Here is a 19978-nt window from a genome sequence, read left to right on the forward strand (position 1 = left end):
CGCTCATGACGAAGAGTCCGCGATATCGTTTGCCAGGGCCTGGACCTCCACGACCAGTCGGCGACGCAACGCATCATCGAGGGGCTTGCTCGCCAGGCTTGCGACGTCGGGCTTGGCGTCTCCCAGTCGGGCATCCAGCCAGGCCGATAGACGCGCTTTCAGTTGGGCGATGAGGGGCAGCGGAAGGGCATCGAAGACCCCTTCGTCGAGAGTGGCCAACAGGGCGATCTGGTCGATCCGTCGCAGGGCATCGAAGCGTGGTTGTGTGAGCAGGGCGCGTATCGCGCGTCCATGCAGGATCTGCTGCTTGACGCGGACATCGCTGAGCCCCCCGAAGCGGGTGAACATTTCGAGTTCCTGGAACTGCGAATACTCCAGGCGTAGCTTGCCCGACACGTCACGCAGCGCCCTGGGTTGGGCCTTGCCGCCCACGCGGCTGACCGACAGGCCCACGTCCACGGAGGGGCGCTGATTGGCCGCGGCCAGGTGGGCATCGAGGACGATCTGCCCATCGGTGATGGAGATCAGGTTGGTGGGAATATAGGCCGAGAGATTGCCGGCATCGGTCTGCGCGATCGGCAGTGCCGTCAGCGATCCACCGCCACGTTCGGGGCTGAGCTTGGCGGCACGTTCGAGCAGGCGGGCATGCAGATAGAAGATATCGCCGGGGTAGGCTTCGCGGCCCGGCGGCTCGTGAGTGAGCAGCGCCAGCTCGCGATGGGTAGCGGCATGCTGGCTGAGATCGTCGATCACCACCAGGGCGTGCTGGCCGCGATCGCGGAAGTACTCGGCGACGCTGATGCCGGCGAAGGGCGCGGCCCACTGCAGGCCGGCCGAGGCCGAGGCGGTGGCGACGACGAAAATGCAGCGACTCGGATCGCCATGCCGGCGCACCGACTCGATGACTTGCTGCACTTCCCCGGCACGCTGGCCGACGGCGATGTACACGCAGATCACGTCGCTGTGTTTCTGGTTGATGATGGTATCGATGGCCAGCGAGGTCTTGCCGGTAGAGCGGTCGCCGATGATCAGCTCGCGTTGTCCGCGACCGATGGGAAACAGGGCATCGATCACCAGTGTGCCGGTGTCGAGCGGTTCGCTGACCAGGTCGCGCTCGATGATGGCAGGGGCGGCCCGCTCGATGGGCAGCGTGGTCTCGGCGGGTATGGGCTCGTCGCGGTCCAGTGGCCGACCGAGGGGGTCGATGACTCGCCCGAGCAGCGCCTCGCCGACCGGTACCCGCAGGATCTCGCCGGTGGCATGCACTTCGCTGCCGGCCGCGATGCTCCCGCTATCGTCCAGCAGCACGGCATTGATGGACTCGGCATCGAGGGTCAGGGCAAAACCGAGGCTGGTGTCGCTGAAACGCAGCAGTTCGTTGAGCTTTACACCCGGCAGGCCGGAAACGCGAGCAATGCCGTCGGCGATCCGGGTGACGCGCCCGATCTCGCCGACCTCGACCCCGAAGGGGGTGCGTTCGAGTGCGGTCCGGTTGCGGGTCAGCCAGGCATCGGCGGTGGCGTCAGGACTGTTCGAGGTCATGCAGGGAGATCTCCGTCTGCAGGCGTGCCAGGTCGGCGCGCAGACTGTTGCGCACCACGGCGTGCTCGGTTTCCAGCTCCAGACCGGCGATCAGTTCGGGGTCGACGATGACCAGAGGCTCGGGCGGGGTTTTCAGAACGCGTCGAAGGGCGGCCTGGAGGGCGTCACGTTCGGTCTCGGTCAGTGCCCGGGGCGCCTTGAGGCGCAGGGGCGCATCGGATTGGGCAAGCGAACGACGCGTCTCTGCCGGCAACGACGCCAGTCCATCGACGAGGTCATCGATGAAACCTTCGACGCGGGCACTTTCCGGCAGGCGCTGCATGAGCCTGCCGGCGATGGTCAGCGCCAGTCGGCCGGCCCGTTCTTCGGTAATGGCTTGCAGGCGCTGTCGTTCGGCGTGCAGCGCCTCCTGGGCCTGGCGGTGACGACGCGCGATTTCCGCGTCGGCTTCCTGTAGGCGTAGCCGCCGGGCCTGATCGGCGTCCACTTCGGCCGCTTGCAGGGCGGCGGCGCGCTGGCGGTTGGCCCCGGCCCTGGCCTGGTCGGAAGCGTCGCGAAGCTTGCGGGCCTCGTCCTTTGCCGCTGAAGCCTCGTCCAGCAGTCGATTGGCCGCCCGCTGGCGCTCGGCGATGATCGCCGCTATCGGCTTGAACAAAAAGCGTGACAGCAGCCAGAGCAGGACGAGAACGTTAAGGGTCTGCAGCCCCAGGGTCCACCAGTCGAGCGTCATCGGCCTATCCGACGAACGGATTGGCGAACAGCACCAGCACGGCAATGACCAGGCAGTAGATGGCCATGGTCTCGATCATCGCCAACCCCACGAAGAGGGTCCGCGAAAGGGTGCCGGCGGATTCGGGCTGACGGGCGATGGCATCCATGGCGGCAGCCACGGCCCTGCCTTCGGCAAGCGCGGGGCCGATGGCACCGAAGGAGACGGCAATCGCCGCCGCGAGGATACTGACGATCTGAATGAGGTTGTCCAACTCAGGACTCCTTGTGTTCCGGGGAAAGCGAGGCGGGGGGCGACTCCACGGCAGCCCCCAGGAAAACCATGGCGAGTACGCTGAAGATATAGGCCTGGATGGCGCCGGTCAGCATGTCCAGCGCCATGAACGGGATCGGTACCAGCAGGCCGGCCAGTGACAGGGTGATGCCCAGCACGAAGACGCCGCTCATGACATTGCCGAACAGGCGCACGATCAGCGAGAACGTGCGGGTGAGCTGCTCGACGAGGTTGAGCGGGACCATCACCCAGCTCGGCTCGGCGAAGGTACGCAGATATCCCGCCAGGCCACGGGTCGCCACGCCGTAGCCGATGCTGGCTGCCAGCACGATCAGGGCCAGCACGACATCGGTTTCCAGGTGCGCGGTCGGCGGTTCGATGCCGGGAATCAGCGCCGACCAGTTGGCGGCGAGAATGAACAGGAACAGCGTGCCGATCAGTGCCCGGTAGCGTTGGGGAGCGACCTGCATGGTGTCGCGGATCTGGTGATCCAGGGTCTCGACGAGCAGCTCCAGGAGACACTGGGCTTTTCCCGGGCGTCGCGAAAGCCCGCGGGTCAGCGCCCAACTGCCCACGCCCATCCCCGCCATCAACGCCCAGGTGACGACGACGGCGGCACTGATCGCGACCGGGCCGATATGGAACAGGGCGGAGGTGACCAGCGGGGAGTCGTTCATGGCGTTGTCACCCGCGGACCCCGCAGCGTGACGTGGCGCGCCACCAGCAGCCCGGCCAGGCCGGCCAGCACGGCAACCGCGCCCCATTGGGCCAGGCCGGCCAGCAGCGCAACGGTGGGCGCAAGGCGCAGACACTGGACACCGAAAGCCTGCCAGGGCCTGCCCGCCAGGAACAGCTTCAGGTTCCAGGCCAGCGACAGGAAGTGGACCAGGCCGCCGGCCAGGCCCAACGTCAGGCCCGCCAAGGCCTGCGCGATCAGACTCATATCATGGCTCCTGATTCGATGGCATCACTTGTACGCTTCATTGACGGTGCATCCAGCGCCAGGCCGACCACAAGCCGATTCCCGCGCCCACAAAAAGCAGGGCGGCGGCGAACAGCACCCCGGTCCCCAGCAGGCGGTCGAGCCAACGTCCCAGCAAAAGGCCCAGCAGCAGGGGGATGACGATGGCCCATCCCAGCACGCCGATCTGACCCAGACGCCTTGCCAGTGACGGTTCCGGATCGTCCCTGCCGCGACGGGCACGCTCCGCGGCGCGACGGGCGGCGTCGCGGACATGATTGGGCTCACGGTTCGCCATTGCCCCCTCCCTGGATCACCGTGTCATGGGCAGGGCGCAGGTAGCGCACCAGGTGACGTACCGCCTGGGTGTGCAGCCGGAGTTGCTCGACACGCGCCTGGCGGACGGTGTCGCGCTCGTTTTCACGCGCCTGATGAACCTGGGTTTCGAGCGCCTCGAGGTCGTCGCCGACAACGCCTTCACGACAGGCAATGCGTAACTCGCGGCCTTCCAGACTCAGCACGCCATTGTGAACGGCGCAGTAGGCCCGACTGTTCGCGCGGCAGCGCCAACGTACCACCGATGGCGAGAGTACGGTCAGGAAGTCCACGTGGCCTGGCAACAGGCCGAAGCTGCCACTGGCGTCCTCGGCACGCAGGGCCACGATATCGTCGCGGTCCACCAGGATCCGCTGCGGTGTCGTGATCAACAGATGAAACGGCGCATGGCTCATGGCGCTTGTTCCCCGGGTTCGTCCTGGGGAACGGCCTGCTCCTTGCGGCGTGCATCGTCGAGCGTGCCGACCATGTACAGCGAGCGCTCCTGCCAGTCATCGCATTCCCCGTCCAGAATCGCCCGACAACCCGCCAATGTATCCTCGATCGCCACCGAGTTGCCGGGCATGCCGGTGAAGGCCTCCGTCACCGCGAATGGCTGGGTCAGGAAGCGTTGAAGACGCCGGGCGCGAGCGACGATACGGCGGTCCTCGCTGCCCAGTTCCTCGACCCCGAGCAGCGAAATCACGTCCTGCAGGCTGCGGTAATGTTCGATGGTGCGACGTACCTCGGTGGCGATATCGAAATGTGTTTCGCCGACCACCATCGGGTCGAGCAGGATCGATGACGAGGCGATCGGATCGATGGCCGGGTACATGCCTTGCGCCGCCATGGACCGGGACAGCACGACCATGCTGTCGACGTGGCTGGCCAGGGCGGTGACCGCCGGGTCGGTGAAATCGTCGGCGGGGACGTAGACGGCTTCGATGGCGGTGACGGCCACCCCTGCCACCGAGACGATACGCTCCTGAAGCGCGGCCACCTCGTCGGCCAGCGTCGGCTGGTAACCGACACGCGAGGGCAGCCGGCCGAGCAGGCCGGACACCTCGGCACCGGCCTGCACGAAGCGGAACACGTTGTCCATCAGCAGCAGCACATTCTTGCGCTGTTCATCGCGGAAGTATTCGGCGATGGACAGCGCCGTCAGCGGAACACGCCAGCGTGCACCGGGAGGCTCGTTCATCTGGCCGTAGACGAGCACGGTATGCGGCAGGACGCCGGACTGACGCATGTCGAGGAGCATCTCGTGGCCCTCGCGGGAACGTTCGCCGACCCCGGCGAACACGGAGATGCCCTGATAGCGCTCGACCATGGCGTGGATCAGCTCCATGACCAGCACGGTCTTGCCGACCCCGGCGCCGCCGAACATGGCCGCCTTGCTGCCCTGGACCAGCGGCGTCAGCAGGTCGATGACCTTGATCCCGGTGGCGAAGCGTTCGCTGGCCGCATGCTGGTCGGCCAGTGCCGGGGGCAACCGATGGATCGAACGCCTTGCGATGTCCTCGGGCAGGGCGGGGCCGGCATCACCCAAGGCGCCGGTCACGTCGAGCAGGCGCCCCAGCACGGCATCGCCCACCGGCACGCTGAGCGGGCCATCGAGCGCACGCACCGGGTCGCCCCGGGACAGCCCCGAGGTGTTCGCCAGGGCGATGCAGCGCACATGCCGATCGTCGAGATGGGCCTGCACCTCGGCCAGCAGCGAAGCGCCGTCGTCGCGCGGGATGGTCAGAGCCTCGTTGATGCGTGGCAAGCCATGCGCAAAGGCGACGTCGACCACCGCGCCGCGGATGGCACTGATTCGCCCCTGGAGTCTGTCAGCCATGATGACGCGGGGTTCCTGTATATCTGGTGCAATGCCGGCCAGCGTGGAGCCGGTGGCCGGCGCAACGCCAGGTAGCCCCGTGCGCTTTGCCAGCCACACCTGTGGTGGGCACGGGAACTTGCGATGTATCGTCGCGAACGGCAGGCAAAGGATTCTCGGGGCGGATGATTGAAGTTCCTCCAGCGCTGTCAGGCGGTCAACAACACCTTGATAGCCTTTTCCGAGGCGGCACGCGCGAACACGTCATAGGCCTGCTCGATCTCGTTCAGGGCAAAGTGGTGCGTGATCAGACTCTGCGCGTCGATGCCACCGGCTTCGAGAAAACGCATCAGTACCGGGATGGTGTTGGTATTCACCAGCCCCGTGCGGATCGTGACGTTCTTGATCCACAACTCCTGGATGCGGAATTCGACGCTATGGCCGTGCACGCCGATGTTGGCGAGCTTTCCGCCAGGTCGCAGGATACGCTGGCAGGTATCGAACGACTCGGGGATGCCCACCGCTTCCATGGCCACATCGACGCCTTCGCCATCGGTGAGCTTCATGATCGCTGCGACAGGGTCGCCACTGACGGTATCGGTCGCCCCCATCTGGCGGGCCACGGCCAGCCGGTTCTCGTCGGGATCGACCATGATGATGCGGGCCGGCGAATAGAAGCGGGACGTGAGCAGGGCCGCCAGGCCTATCGGTCCGGCGCCTATGATGGCCACGGTATCGCCGAGCTTGACCTCGCCATTGAGTGCGCCGATCTCGTGGCCGGTGGGCAGGATATCGCTCAGCATCAGCGCGGCGGCCGGGTCGAGGCCCGGAGGCAAGCGGTAGAGGCTGTTGTCGGCATGCGGGATACGCACGAGCTCGGCCTGGGTCCCGTCGATCCTGTGCCCCAGGATCCAGCCGCCATCCCGGCAGTGGGCATACATGCCCTGCTTGCAGTAGTCGCAGTGGCCGCAGGAGGTGATGCAGGAGATAAGCACCTGATCGCCCGGCTTGAGGCTGCTTACGCTATCGCCAACTTCCTCGACGATGCCTACTCCCTCATGGCCCAGGGTCCGACCGGCTTCGACCGCGGGGACATCACCTTTCAATATATGCAGGTCGGTTCCGCAGATGGTGGTATGGGTCAGCCGTACAATGGCGTCCGTGGGTTCCTGAATAACGGGACGGGACTTGTCCTTCCAGCTCCGTTGGCCCACCCCTTCATAGACGAGCGCTTTCATCGATCCGGTACTCCTGATTGCGGCCTGAGCCTGGTCGTTTATCACCCTGAGTATGGCTGTAGCGCGCCGGTAGAAATTGATCGACATCAAACTCGTCGTGGGTGGCCTTCATTTCATTAACGAATTGGTGCTCGGCATGAACGCAGAGCTGATCTCGAAAAAATGACCCGATATCCGAAAGGGCGCGAAGACCGGCACGTTGTACGCGGATAGTCATCCCAGCGATTTACGCAGCCGGGACAGGGCGAACAGGAAAAACACCGCGCCAATGGCCACCAGCGCCAATAACTGCGGCCAGACGATCGATAACCCTGCGCCACGAAACAGAATGCTTTGCCCCAGCATCACGAAATGCGTGGTCGGTGCGGCGAGCATGATGTTCTGAATGAGTTCCGGCATGCTTTCCCGCGGTGTCGTTCCGCCGGACAGTACCTGCAGCGGAATCAGCGTAAGAATGATCAGCAGGCCGAGCTGGGGCATGGAGCGCGCCACGGTACCGAAGAATATGCCCATGGATGTCGTGGCGAACAGATGCAGCATGGCGCCGAAGAGAAACAGGATGACCGAGCCGGCGATGGGTACCTGCAAGCCGATTTCCACGACCACGCGCAGGGCGAAGGCGGAGGCGATCAGGACCACCAGGCCCATGGACCAGACCTTGGCCGTCATGATCTCGAAGGGCGACACCGGCATGACCAGCAGATGCTCGATGGTGCCATGCTCGCGCTCGCGGATCAGCGCGGCGCCGGTGAGGATGATCGACAGCATGGTGATCTGGTTGATGACTTCGTTCACCGCGCCGAACCAGGCCGGGTCCAGGTTGGGGTTGTAGACCATGCGTACCACTGCCTGAACGGCGGAGGCGCCGTCGGGATCGTGGCCCGCCAGGAAGGTGGCGACTTCGTCGTTGACGATTTCCTGAATGTAGCCGGCCCCGGTGAACGCCTGGCTGATCTGGGTCGCATCGACGTTGAGCTGAATCGTTACCGTGTCGCCGTCGAGCAGGTCGTGCTGGAAACCGGGCGGAATGTCCAGCGTGAAGGTATAGCGCCCCTCGTCCATGCCCTCGTCCATGTCGGCATGCCCGGTGAGCACCGGTGACAGGAAATAGGGCGCCTGGAAGCCGTCGATCAGGCGTTGTGAGGCCGGCGAGCGATCCTCGTCGACGATGGCGATCGTGGCGCGGTGAAGTGCCTCCGGCATCGCGGTGGCGCTCGAATAGATGCTGAGGCTGAAGGCGTAGACGATCAGCAGCAGCATGGCGGGGTCGCGCAAGAGCGTGCGCAGCTCCTTGACGCCCAACTGGAAGATATTGGCGAGCGTGCGCATCATGCCTCCTGTTTCCTGAGGCCGACGAGGCTCAGCAGGCTCAACACCGGAATGGTCGCCAGCAGGGCCAGAAAGTAGGGATAGAGTTCGGTCAGCCCAAGGGCCTTGGAGAAGACGCCCCGGCTGATGATCAGGAAATGACTGGTGGGGTAGAGCTGGCCGATCACCGCCGAAGCGCCTTCCATTGATGAAACGGGATGCAGCATGCCCGAGAACTGGATCGCCGGTACCAGCGTGCCGATGGCGGTACCGAAGATGGCCGCGATCTGACTGTTGAACAAGGCCGAGATCAAGAACCCCAGCCCGGTGGCGCACATCACGTAGAGCAGGGCGCCCAGGGCCAGGGTGAACGGATTGCCCTTGATCGGCACGTCGAATACCAGGATCGACAACAGCACCAGCAGCAGGAAGTTGATCATGCCCAGGGCCACGTAGGGCAGCTGCTTGCCGATCAGGAACTCCAGGCGGGTCACCGGGGTGACATAGAAGTTGGTGATCGACCCGAGCTCTTTCTCGCGTACCACCCCCAGAGCGGTGAGCATGGCGGGAATCATCATCAGCAGCAGCGGAATGACTGCCGGCACCATCGCCGGCAGGCTCTGGACGTCCGGGTTGTAGCGGTAGCGAAGGGCGATATCGACCTGGCCGCTACTGGGCGTGCTGCTGCCCCGTGACAGTTCCCGCAGGTAGTCGCCATGAATGCCCTGGACATAGCCGCGTATCGTGCTGGCGCGATTGGGCATCGCACCGTCGATCCAGTAGGCCACCTGAGGCGAGTCGCCGCGCTTGAGATCGCGCCCGAAATCGGGCGGAATCTCCACCGCCAGGCTGATATTGCCGTTGCGCAGGCGTTCGTCGAGTTCGTCGTAGCTCTGCAGTGGCGGCTTTTCGCTGAAGTAGCGTGAGCCGGCCAGGTCGAGGATGTAATGCTGACTGGTGGTGGTCTGGTCGCGGTCGAGCACCGCAAAGGAAAGGTCTTCCACATCCATGCTGATGCCATAACCGACGATGAACATGAGCAGCAAGGTGCCGGCCAGGGCCAGGGTGGCGCGCACCGGATCGCGTCGCAATTCCATGCTTTCGCGTCGGGCGTAGCTGAACAGCCGCCGCCTACTGAAGCGCGGAGGCGGGGCAGCGGCGGTGGCCGTAACAATGGTGGGGGGCCCTGCCGGCCCCTCATCGTCGGGTTCTTGAGGCGCCTGGCTGGCCTCGCGCAGATAGGCGATGAAGGCCTCTTCCAGCGTATCGCCGCCATGGTCCTCCATCAGTGCCCGAGGCGTGTCGCTGGCGAGGACCCGGCCGGCATGCATCAGCGAGATGCGGTCACAACGCATGGCCTCGTTCATGAAGTGGGTCGAGATGAAGATGGTGACGCCATCCTCGCGCGACATCGTCACCAACTGGGCCCAGAAATTGTCGCGGGCGATCGGGTCGACGCCGGAGGTCGGTTCGTCGAGGATCAGGATTTCCGGACGGTGCAGTATTGCCACCGCCAGCGACAGGCGTTGACGGACTCCCAGCGGCAGTCGGCCGGGTAGTTCATCGATGACGCTCTCCAGATCGAAGCGGCTCAGTAGTTCCTGTCGGCGCAGGCGGTAATCGTCGTCGGGCAGGTGGAACAGTCGGGCATGCAGGTCGAGGTTCTGCCCCACGCTCAGCTCGCTGTACAGCGAGAACGCCTGCGACATGTACCCGACCCGGCGCCGGGTCTCGATGTCCTGAGGATCGACCGGCTGGCCGAAAAGCCGGGCCTCGCCTTCCTCGAACGGCAGCAGGCCGGTGAGCATCTTCATGGTGGTCGACTTGCCGCAGCCATTGGAGCCGAGGAAGCCGAAGATCTCGCCGCGCTCGATGCGAAAGTCGACGTGATCCACGGCGGTGAAATCGCCGAACCGCTTGGTCAGGCCGTGGGCCTCGATGGCGATCTCGTCATTGGCAGGGCGTGGCGGAATGGCAAGCTGTCGATGCCCGCGGCGTCTCTCCTCGGGCAGCAACTGGATGAACGCCTCTTCCAGCGTCGTGCATCGGGTCCGTTCGAGCAGGGCCCGGGGGGAGCCGGTATCGAGTACTTGCCCATCGTTCATCGCCACCAGCCAATCGAAGCGCTGGGCTTCGTCCATGTAGGCGGTGGCCACCAGTACGCTCATGCGGGGGCGCTGCTGGCGAATGCGGGTGATCAATTCCCAGAACTGGCTGCGCGAGAGCGGGTCGACCCCGGTCGTCGGTTCGTCGAGGATCAGCAGGTCGGGATCGTGGATCAGTGCGCAACACAAGCCCAGCTTCTGCTTCATGCCCCCGGAGAGCTTGCCGACGGGGCGCTCGGTGAAATCGGCCAGGCCGGTGCTGCGGGTCAGGTCGACGATGCGACGTTCGCGCTCGTCGTGGTCCTGACCGAACAGGCGAGCGAAGAATTCGAGGTTCTCGCGCACGGTCAGGGTCGGGTAGAGGTTCTTGCCGAGCCCCTGCGGCATGTAGGCGATGCGCGGTCCCGCGAGGCGGCGATGCTCGCCGTCGGCGATGTCGCCGCCGAGCACCTCGATATGCCCTCGCTGGAGGCGCCGGGCGCCGGCAATCAGGGCCAGCAAGCTCGACTTGCCGACCCCGTCGGGACCGATCAGCCCGACCATCTGGCGGGCCGGGATGTCGAGAGTCACGTCGGCCAGGGCCACGGTCCTGGCGTACTTCAGGCCGACCTCGTGCAGCCGCGCCGCGCTATCCTCGGTCATGACGACACGTTCACCTGGAGGGCGTCGGGCCACTCGGCCTGGGGATCGAGCTTGAGATAGGCCATGCCGGGCAGGCCGGTCTTGACCTGTTCGAGATGCTCCTTCAGCAATTGCGGGTCGATACGCGCGCGGATACGGAACATGAGTTTTTCCCGCTCGCTGGCCGTTTCCACCGTCTTGGGAGTGAACTGGGCGGTGTTGGCGACGAAGCTGACCCGGGCGGGGATCACGTACTCCGGGGCGGCATCCAGCACCAGGCGCACATCGTTGCCCAGCGCCACGCGGCCGGCCTGCGAGGTGGGCAGAAAGAACGTCATGTAGACGTCGGTCAGATCGATCAGGTTGAGCACGTTGCCGCCTGCGGCCAGGACTTCGCCGGGTTCCGCCACGCGGTACTGCACCCGGGCCAGGCGGTCGGCACGCAGCTGGCTGTCATCCAGGTCCGCCTGGACCTTCGCCACGCTGGCTTCGGCGGCATCGATGGCGGACTGCGCCTCGACGACCTGGGAGCGGGCCGCGACGCTGGCCGCCTCGGCCGCCGAAACCTGGGCTCTAGAGGCGGCCAGCGCCGCTTCGCCGCTTTGCATGGTGGCGCGATCGTCGTCGAGCTGCTGACGGGAAATGGCGTTGCGCTGGGCGAGGGTGCTGGAGCGCTCGTAGCGCTTGCGTGCCGCGGTCAACTCCGCCTGGCGTTGATGCACGACGGCCTCCGCCGCGGCCTTGGTGCTTTCGTTCTGGGCCACCTGAGCGTGGGCGGTCTGCAAGGCGTTGCGCATGCGCTGCAGTTCGGCCTGGGCCTGGCGCAATTGCGCGTCGAGCGTCCGGGTGTCCATGCGGGCCAGAAGTTGACCGGGGGCCACGAAATCGCCTTCATCGACCAGAATCTCTGCCACGCGGCCGCTCAGCTTGGTGGCGATGTCGATCTCGGTCGCTTCCATGCGCCCGTTGCCGCTGGCGATGGCGTCGCCCAGACCATCAGGGCGCAATGCCTGCCAGACGATCAGGGCGATGGCGACCAACAGGACGACGAAGAGCAGGGCTTGGATGAGTCGCTTGCGAGGTGGTCGATTCATGTATTGACAGGCTCCGGTCGCCATGGGGCATGGTCTGTTAAAGCGAGACCCGGGAGGCATGCGCACGCACATGTCGCTCCCGAGCGAGGTTTGCAGCGCCCGGGATGGGCATCCGCAGCTTGCCGAATCGCGGCTCAGCGATACTCGATTCCCGCTGTCGACAGGCTGATGCGGGTTCCGGCCGTGCCCTGGACAATGGCCTCGATGTCCGCCAGGGAACCGATGACGGCTTCCTTGCCTGTGTTACGGGCGAAGTCGCAGGCGGCCTCGATCTTGGGACCCATCGAGCCTGCCGCGAAGGACAGCTTTCCCAGCGCATCCGGATGAGCGCGGGCGATGGCCCTCTGGCCGGGCTGGCCCCAGTCGATATAGGCGGCATCGACATCGGTGGCGATGACCAGCAGGTCGCTGGCGAGCTCCCGAGCGAGGAGCGCCGAGCATGAATCCTTGTCGATGACCGCTTCGATACCGTGCAGCTTGCGTCCCTCATCGTAGATGGTCGGTATGCCGCCGCCACCGGCACAGATCACGACGCTGCCTTTCTCGAGCAGCCACTTCACGGGGCGAATCTCGAAGATGCGCTTGGGGCGCGGGCTCGGGACCACGCGGCGAAAAGCGGCGCCATCGGGGGCGATGTTCCAGCCCTTTTCCCTGGCCAGGCGCTGGGCCTCCTCCAGCGAGTACACCGGCCCGACGGGCTTGCTCGGATGCTGGAAAGCCGGGTCGGCGGCGTCTACCTCGACCTGGGTGAGAAGGGTGGCGAACGGGACCTCGACAGGCAGCAGGTTGCCCAGTTCCTGCTCGATCATGTAGCCGATCATGCCTTCCGTCTGGGCACCGAGTACATCCAGCGGGTAGGGGGCTACGTCGCTGTAGGCCGCGCTCTGCAGGGCCAGCAGGCCGACCTGGGGACCATTGCCGTGGGCGATCACCACTTCGTTGCCGGGAATGATCCTGGCGAGCTGGGCACAGGCGATGCGTACATTCTCGCGCTGGTTGTCCGCCGTCAACGGCTCGCCTCGGCGAAGCAGGGCATTGCCGCCCAGGGCAGTGACGATGCGCATCGAGTCTATCTCCCTTGCCGTGAGTGTCAGATATCGCCGAGGGTGGCGACCAGCACCGCCTTGATCGTGTGCATGCGGTTCTCGGCCTGTTCGAAGGCGATGCAGGCCGGGGATTCGAAGACCTCCTCGGTGACCTCGACGCCGTTCGCCAGCTCGGGGTATTGCGCGGCGATCTGCTTGCCGATCTTGGTATCGGCGTTATGGAAGGCAGGCAGGCAGTGCATGAACTTCACCCGAGGGTTGCCGCTGGCGTCCAGCAGGGCTTTGTTCACCTGATAGGGCGTCAGAAGCCGGATACGCTCGCCCCAGGTCTCCATGGGTTCGCCCATCGAGACCCAGACGTCGGTATGGATGAAGTCGACGTCCTTGACCGCCTCGGCGGGCGTTTCGGTGAGTGTCAATCGCCCCCCCGATTCCTCGGCGAACCGTCGACATGCCTCGACATGCTCGGCATTCGGCCACAGTTCCTTGGGCGCCCCGATGCGAACGTCCATGCCCAGCTTGGCGCCGATCAGCAGCAGCGAGTTGCCCATGTTGTTGCGTGCATCGCCCAGGTAGGCGTAGCGAATCTCATGCAACGGCTTGTCGCTGTGTTCGCGCATGGTCAAGACGTCGGCGAGCATCTGGGTCGGATGGTATTCATCGGTCAGGCCGTTGAATACCGGGACGCCGGCATGCCTGGCCAGTTCCTCGACGATTGCCTGGCCTGAACCCCGATACTCGATGGCATCGTACATGCGCCCCAGGACCCGTGCCGTGTCCTTCATCGTTTCCTTGTGGCCGATCTGGGAAGAGGTGGGGTCGATGTAGGTCACGTTGGCGCCCTGCTGATAGGCGGCCACCTCGAAGGCGCAGCGTGTGCGGGTCGAGGTCTTCTCGAATATCAGCGCGATGTTCTTGCCCTTCAGGTGCTGCTGCTCGCTGCCGGTGTACCGGGCGCGCTTTAGATCCCGGGAAAGATCCAGCAGGTAGCGCAGCTCGCGGGGGCTGTGATGCATCAGGCTGAGCAGGCTTCGGTCATGAATGTTGAAGGCCATGCGGGTTCTCCTCGGAGCTACGAATAGGGGTAGAGCTGGATCAATAATCCACGGGGTCCCGGATGATCGGGCAGGTCATGCAATGGCCGCCGCCACGGCCTCGGCCCAGCTCGCTGGCGTCGATGGTGATGACTTCCACCCCGGCCTTGCGCAGCAGCGTATTGGTGTAGGTATTGCGGTCGTAGCCGATGACGACACCAGGCTCCAGGGCCACCACGTTGTTGCCATCGTCCCACTGCTCCCGCTCGGCCTCGTAGCTGTCGCCCCCGGTCTGGACCGTGCGCAGCTTCTCCAGCCCCAGGGCCTGCGCCACGACCTCGAGGAAGCCCTGCTCTTCGCGACGCACGTCGATGCCGCCCGGCTTGCTTTCATCCGGGCGCAGGCTGAAAGCGACGATGGACTGCACGGCTTCCGGAAAGACCGTCACCAGATCGTGGTCACAGAAGCTGAACACGGTATCCAGGTGCATGGCGGCACGGGATTTCGGCAGGCCGGCGACGATGATCCGCTCGGCCGCACCCTGGTTGAACAACGACTGAGCAAGCTGGCCAATCGCCTGGCGTGAGGTCCGCTCTCCCATGCCGATCAGCACGATGCCCTTGCCGAGCGGCATGACGTCGCCGCCCTCCAGTGAGGCCATGCCATGGTCGGTATCGGTATCGCCGTACCAGACCTTGAAGTTGGCGCCGGCGAATTCGGGATGGAACTTGTAGATCGCGGCGGTCAGCAAGGTTTCCTGCCGGCGTGCCATCCAGTGCATGGGGTTCAGTGTCACGCCGCCATAGATCCAGCAGGTGGTATCCCGGGTGAACAGCGTGTTGGGCAGCGGGGGAAGAATGAAGCTCGAGTGGCCCAGGTAATCACGAAACATCCTGGCGATCACACTGGCGTGATCGCCAGGCAGATCATCGCCCGAGACGCCGCCGATGAGGAGTTCGGCGAGTCGACGTGGCTCCTGCTCTTCAAGCCAGGCGCGGACTTCCTGCTGCAGGCCCAGGCCTACCTGATTGGCCGTGACCTTCCGGTCGAGAATCCATTGACGGGCTTCGGGGCTCTTTACCGTCTCCGTCAGCAGGTTGTGCATCTCGAGCACTTCGACACCGCGTTCGCGCATCTTGGTGACGAAGTCGAAATGGTCGCGCTTGGCCTGGTTGACCCAGAGCACGTCGTCGAAGAGCAGGTCGTCGCAATTGCTGGGGGTAAGGCGCTGATGGGCAAGACCCGGCGAGCAGACCAGCACCTTGCGCAGCTTGCCGATTTCCGAATGTACGCCGAGTTGCAGGGGGGCAGACATGGGCTTCTCCTTAGGTACTATAGCGAGCCTGCCGGCTCTGTAACCGGCAGGGCGCCGAGCTCAGAGCGATAGATAGCCGCTATACAGGCCGTAGGCAGCGAAGGCGGCACCGGCAAGCACGACGGCGAAGATCACCTTTTCCACGGGGCGAAAGACGGGCTGGTTCTGTTCACGCTTGGCCTTGGCGAAGAACAGCGCACCAGGGGCATAGAGCAGCGCCGAGAGCAGGATGTACTGGACCCCGCCCGCATAGACCAGCCAGGCACTGTAGATGACGGCAATCAGGGCGATGAGCAGGTCCTTGTTGCGTTGCTGCCGCTGGGAGTCATAGGTCTCGCCTCGCCAGCTCACCAGCAGGGCATAGGCAGCCGACCAGAAGTAGGGCACCAGGATCATCGAGGTGGCCAGATAGAAGAGGCTGAGATAGGTGGACTCATTGAACAGGGTGAGGATGAGGAACAGTTGAATCAGGCCGTTCGAGACCCACAGGGCGTTGCTGGGTACCTGCTTGTGGTTCTCCTTCTTCAGGAAGTTCGGCATGGTGTGGTCGCGCGCGCCGGCGAACAGGATCTCCGCGCACAGCAGCGTCCAGGCCAGCAGGCCTCCCGCCAGTGACACCACCAGGCCGATGCTGATCAGGATGGAGCCCCAGCGGCCCACGACCTGCTCCAGCACGCCGGCCATGGAGGGGTTCTGCAGGGCGGTCAGTTCAGGCTGTTGCATGATGCCCATGGACAGAACGTTCACCAGAACCAGCAGCAGAAGAACGCCGAGGAAACCGATCACCGTGGCCTTGCCGACGTCACTGCGTCTTTCGGCCCGGGCCGAATAGATGCTGGCTCCTTCGATACCGATGAATACCCAGACGGTTACCAGCATCATGTTCCTGACCTGGTCCATCACGCTGCCCAGTTCGATATTTCCCCGTCCCCAGAAGTCGGTCAGGAAAATGTCGGCATCGAATGCAAATAGCGTAATGACGATGAACAGGATCAGCGGCACGATTTTCGCCACGGTCGTGACGAGGTTGATGAAGGCGGCTTCCTTGATCCCGTTCAGGATCAGGAAGTGAATGCCCCACAGCAGCAGCGAGGCACAGGCAATGGCAACAGGCGTGTTGCCTTCGCCAAAGACGGGAAAGAAATAACCCAGGGTGCTGAAAAGAAGAACGAAATAGCTGACGTTGCCGAGCCAGGCACTGATCCAGTAGCCCCAGGCGGACGAGAACCCCATGTAGTCGCCGAAGCCGGCCTTGGCATAGGCATAAATCCCCGAATCCAGCTCAGGCTTGCGGTTGGCCAGTGTCTGGAAGACGAAGGCCAGGGTCAGCATGCCGATCGCGGTTATTGCCCAACCGATCAGTACCGCACCGGCGCTGGCGCTCGCGGCCATGTTCTGTGGCAGGGAGAAGATCCCCCCGCCGATCATCGAGCCGACGACCAGTGCGATGAGGGCGCTGAGCTTCAGTTTCTGGGTGGCCTGGGTCATTGTTAGCCTCGCCAATGAAGAGTGATTGTTTCAAGCGTCTGATCGGTCATGTCTGGTTCCGGGGAACTTGTCTGCTGAACTAGCCTTCAGCTTCATGTGCGGAGCACAGCCAAGGCAATCCACATGTTTATATAAGTGCATGATATGAAGGTTTATTCGTGCGCATCTTGAGCCACATCAATTTAAGCCAAGGTGACTTGGATAGTATGTTCGGCATTTACGCGTGGTTGCATGGAACATTTACGCTTTATAGCGACAGTGACGGCTGTGGGTATCGATCATTGGCTTCGCGCCCAAGGAAATGAAATATGAAAACACCCGCTGCCACACGGCATATCGATTCTTCGCCAGATAGCCAGCCCGTGGCTGCCCATGCCCGGCCGGTCGAAGAGGTCCTTGGATCCCTGGGGGCTTCGCCCGCCGGGCTGACGAAGGACGAGGCAACGAGGCGCCAGGCGAGCTACGGGCTCAATCAGTTGCCGGCGGTGGCCGGCCGCCATCCGCTGTTTCGCTTGCTTGCGCAGTTTCATAACGCGCTGATCTATTTCTTGCTGGCAGCGGCCGTCGCGGCATCGCTGCTGGGGCATTTCGTCGATGCGGCGGTCATCGTCACCGTAGTGGTGGTCAACGCCGTGGTCGGTTTCGTCCAGGAGGGCAAGGCGGAGAAGGCACTGAATGCGATCCGTGACCTGATTGCGCCGCACGCCCATCTGGTGAGAGAAGGCCGGCGCGTCAGCGTGGCGGTCGAGGAGATCGTCCCCGGCGACATCGTGGTGCTGGAGGCGGGGGATCGGGTGCCCGCTGACCTGCGTCTCATCCGGGCCAGCGCGTTACGCATCGAGGAAGCCATCCTGACCGGCGAGTCGGTGGCTGCGGAAAAGCGCGAGACGCCGGCACCGGAGGAGGCGGCGCTCGGCGATCGTCACTGCATGGCGTACTCGGGCACCTTGGTGGCCACCGGGCAGGCGACGGGGGTCGTCGTTGCCACGGGCAGCGATACCGAGATCGGGCGAATCAGTACCCTGCTGCGTGGGGTCCGGCCATTGACCACGCCCCTGCTGCGCCAGATCAATCGCTTCGGAACGCAGTTCACCTGGGTCACGCTGGCCGTGGCGGTCGCGCTGTTCGTCTTTGCGGTGCTGGTGCGCGGCTATGCCTGGCCGGAGGCACTGATTGCCGTGGTGGCCTTGGCGGTGGGGGCCATCCCGGAAGGCCTGCCGGCAGTCATTACCATCACGCTGGCCATCGGTGTACAGCGCATGGCGCGACGCAACGCCGCGATCCGGCAGTTGCCCGCCGTGGAAACGCTGGGCGCCACCTCGGTCATCTGCTCCGACAAGACCGGTACGCTGACTCGCAACGAGATGACGGCGCGGCGCCTGGATGTGCCTGGTGGCCGAATCATGGTGACCGGGTCGGGTTATGTCCCGGAAGGCCGGCTGGAAAGCGAGCCGGCGGATGGTTCCGCAGCGGACGAGCGGCTGGCGGATAGCGACAGGCTGATCCTGGCCGGGCTGCTGTGCAACGATGCGCAGTTGAGTCAGGCCGGCGAGGATTGGCAGGTCGTCGGCGATCCGATGGAGGGTGCGCTGGTGGCGCTGGCCATCAAGGCCGGGTTGGACCCCGAGCGCACACGCCACGAATGGTCACGCCTCGACGAGATCCCGTTCGATGCCAAGCATCGCTTCATGGCCACGCTCGACCGCAATGCAACGGGCGAGCGTCGGGTGTTCGTCAAGGGCGCGCCCGACGAACTACTTAAATCATGTACTGCCCAGGCTGATGGCAAGGGAACGGCGCCGCTGGATCGGGACGCCTGGACGGCACGGATCGCCGAAGCGGCCGCCCAGGGGGAGCGTGTGCTCGGCTTTGCCGTCAAGCCGACAGCCCCCGATGCCGACAGGGTGGACTTCGCCGATCTCGAGGATGGGCTGGTCTTCGTCGGTCTGGTGGGGTTCATCGATCCACCGCGCGAGGAGGCCGTGGCCGCCATCGCGGAATGTCACAGCGCCGGGATCGCGGTGAAGATGATTACCGGCGATCACGCGGCGACTGCTGCGGCCATCGCCCGGCAGCTGGGGCTCGGCGAGAACCCGCGGGTGCTCACCGGGCGTGAGCTCGACGACATTTCCGATGACGACCTGCCCGGCATCGTTGTCGAGACCAACGTCTTTGCCCGAACCAATCCGGAACACAAGCTGCGTATCGTCCGGGCGCTGCAATCGACCGGCGCGATCGTGGCGATGACCGGCGATGGCGTCAATGATGCACCGTCGTTGAAGCAGGCGGATGTCGGGGTCGGCATGGGCCACAAGGGCACCGACGCGGCGAAGGAAGCCTCGCAGATGGTCCTGCTCGATGACAACTTCGCCTCCATCGTGGCCGCCGTGCATGAGGGGCGGGTGGTCTACGACAATATCCGCAAGGTGGCGGCATGGACGCTGCCGACCAATGGCGGCGAGGTGCTGGCCGTCGTCGCCGCGATCCTGTTCAACTTCGCCATGCCGATGTCGGCGGTCCAGATCCTGTGGATCAATCTCGTCACGGCGGCCACGCTCGGCCTGGCCCTGGCATTCGAGCCCGCCGAGCCCAATGTCATGCGCCGCCGGCCCAGGCCGGCCCGGCAGGGGCTGCTCACCCCCTTTCTGGTCTGGCGAGTGGTGCTGGTTTCGTTCTTGTTCCTGGCCGCGGCGCTGGGCATGTTCTTCTACTCGCTGAGCCGTGGGGACGAACTGGCCATGGCGCGTACCCTGGTAGTCAACACGATCGTGGTGCTGGAAATCTTCTATCTCTTCAACGTGCGTTACCTGCACATGACGTCGTTCAACTGGCGGGGGGTGCTGGGAACTCCGGCTGTACTGATAGCCGTGACCGGTGTCGTCCTTGCCCAGTTCGCATTCACCTATCTGCCGGTCATGCAGGGCCTGTTCGACACCCGGTCGGTTGCCGTCGCGGATGGGCTGTTGATCATCGGCGTGGGCATCGTCCTCATGATCGTGCTGGAAGCCGAGAAGATCCTGATGCGGCGATTGGGCTGGGCAAGCCACTGACAGGGACCACGGAATGAAGTGAACACAGTGTCGGCTCAA

At 64.5% G+C, this 19978-nt stretch carries 17 protein-coding genes; 1 reads left to right on the top strand and 16 read right to left on the bottom strand.

The annotated features are described in order from the left end of the window. Positions 1–3 precede the first annotated feature (3 nt). The 16 genes from HR9077_RS05375 to arcD all read right to left on the bottom strand — a co-directional run bounded on the left by HR9077_RS05375 (position 4) and on the right by arcD (position 16889). Positions 4–1542 carry a F0F1 ATP synthase subunit alpha gene (locus HR9077_RS05375; protein WP_136065914.1) on the bottom strand — a complete coding sequence of 513 codons (1539 nt, stop codon included), beginning with the start codon at positions 1540–1542 and terminating at the stop codon, positions 4–6. Then, entirely contained in the window at positions 1523–2272 is a 750-nt protein-coding gene (locus tag HR9077_RS05380; RefSeq protein WP_136065916.1) for a F0F1 ATP synthase subunit delta, read from the bottom strand. Before HR9077_RS05380 ends, HR9077_RS05375 begins: the two co-directional genes overlap by 20 nt. Before the next feature lie 4 nt (positions 2273–2276). After that, positions 2277–2525 (bottom strand): F0F1 ATP synthase subunit C, encoded by a 249-nt coding sequence (locus tag HR9077_RS05385; RefSeq protein ID WP_092844411.1) that lies wholly within the window; start codon positions 2523–2525, stop codon positions 2277–2279. Between the two features lies 1 nt (position 2526). Beyond that, entirely contained in the window at positions 2527–3222 is a 696-nt protein-coding gene (locus HR9077_RS05390) for a F0F1 ATP synthase subunit A (RefSeq protein ID WP_136065918.1), read from the bottom strand. Next, the gene (locus HR9077_RS05395; RefSeq protein WP_136065921.1) at positions 3219–3488 is read right to left on the bottom strand and encodes an N-ATPase subunit AtpR; all 270 of its coding nucleotides are present in this window, start codon (positions 3486–3488) and stop codon (positions 3219–3221) included. The genes HR9077_RS05390 and HR9077_RS05395 overlap by 4 nt, the downstream gene beginning before the upstream one ends. 37 nt (positions 3489–3525) lie before the next feature. Beyond that, a complete protein-coding gene (locus tag HR9077_RS05400) occupies positions 3526–3804 on the bottom strand; it encodes an AtpZ/AtpI family protein (protein WP_136065923.1) in 279 nt (92 codons plus the stop codon). Beyond that, a complete protein-coding gene (locus HR9077_RS05405; RefSeq protein ID WP_136065925.1) occupies positions 3791–4237 on the bottom strand; it encodes a F0F1 ATP synthase subunit epsilon in 447 nt (148 codons plus the stop codon). The genes HR9077_RS05400 and HR9077_RS05405 overlap by 14 nt, the downstream gene beginning before the upstream one ends. Then, positions 4234–5661 (bottom strand): F0F1 ATP synthase subunit beta, encoded by a 1428-nt coding sequence (gene atpD / locus HR9077_RS05410; protein ID WP_136065927.1) that lies wholly within the window; start codon positions 5659–5661, stop codon positions 4234–4236. Before atpD ends, HR9077_RS05405 begins: the two co-directional genes overlap by 4 nt. 188 nt (positions 5662–5849) lie before the next feature. Next, a complete protein-coding gene (locus HR9077_RS05415; protein ID WP_244613056.1) occupies positions 5850–6965 on the bottom strand; it encodes a zinc-dependent alcohol dehydrogenase family protein in 1116 nt (371 codons plus the stop codon). A gap of 126 nt (positions 6966–7091) precedes the next feature. After that, a complete protein-coding gene (locus HR9077_RS05420; protein WP_458692909.1) occupies positions 7092–8210 on the bottom strand; it encodes an ABC transporter permease in 1119 nt (372 codons plus the stop codon). Further along, positions 8207–10933 carry a ribosome-associated ATPase/putative transporter RbbA gene (gene rbbA, locus HR9077_RS05425; RefSeq protein WP_136065929.1) on the bottom strand — a complete coding sequence of 909 codons (2727 nt, stop codon included), beginning with the start codon at positions 10931–10933 and terminating at the stop codon, positions 8207–8209. Before rbbA ends, HR9077_RS05420 begins: the two co-directional genes overlap by 4 nt. Beyond that, positions 10930–12006: an HlyD family secretion protein gene (locus HR9077_RS05430; RefSeq protein WP_136065931.1), complete on the bottom strand. Its 1077-nt coding sequence runs from the start codon at positions 12004–12006 to the stop codon at positions 10930–10932. Before HR9077_RS05430 ends, rbbA begins: the two co-directional genes overlap by 4 nt. A 134-nt stretch (positions 12007–12140) precedes the next feature. Continuing rightward, positions 12141–13070 carry a carbamate kinase gene (arcC, locus tag HR9077_RS05435; protein WP_136065933.1) on the bottom strand — a complete coding sequence of 310 codons (930 nt, stop codon included), beginning with the start codon at positions 13068–13070 and terminating at the stop codon, positions 12141–12143. 26 nt (positions 13071–13096) lie between these two features. After that, entirely contained in the window at positions 13097–14107 is a 1011-nt protein-coding gene (locus tag HR9077_RS05440) for an ornithine carbamoyltransferase (protein WP_136065935.1), read from the bottom strand. Between the two features lie 40 nt (positions 14108–14147). Next, the gene (gene arcA, locus HR9077_RS05445; protein ID WP_136065937.1) at positions 14148–15401 is read right to left on the bottom strand and encodes an arginine deiminase; all 1254 of its coding nucleotides are present in this window, start codon (positions 15399–15401) and stop codon (positions 14148–14150) included. Positions 15402–15461: 60 nt separating this feature from the next. Beyond that, positions 15462–16889, bottom strand: a complete 1428-nt coding sequence (gene arcD, locus HR9077_RS05450; RefSeq protein WP_136065939.1) for an arginine-ornithine antiporter — start codon at positions 16887–16889, stop codon at positions 15462–15464. A gap of 308 nt (positions 16890–17197) precedes the next feature. Between arcD and HR9077_RS05455 the strand changes: the two genes are divergently transcribed. Beyond that, a complete protein-coding gene (locus HR9077_RS05455) occupies positions 17198–19939 on the top strand; it encodes an HAD-IC family P-type ATPase (RefSeq protein ID WP_136065941.1) in 2742 nt (913 codons plus the stop codon). The last annotated feature ends 39 nt before the right edge of the window (positions 19940–19978 follow it).

It is taken from the genome of Modicisalibacter radicis, from assembly GCF_900961225.1.
In the GTDB taxonomy this organism is placed as follows: Bacteria; Pseudomonadota; Gammaproteobacteria; order Pseudomonadales; family Halomonadaceae; genus Modicisalibacter.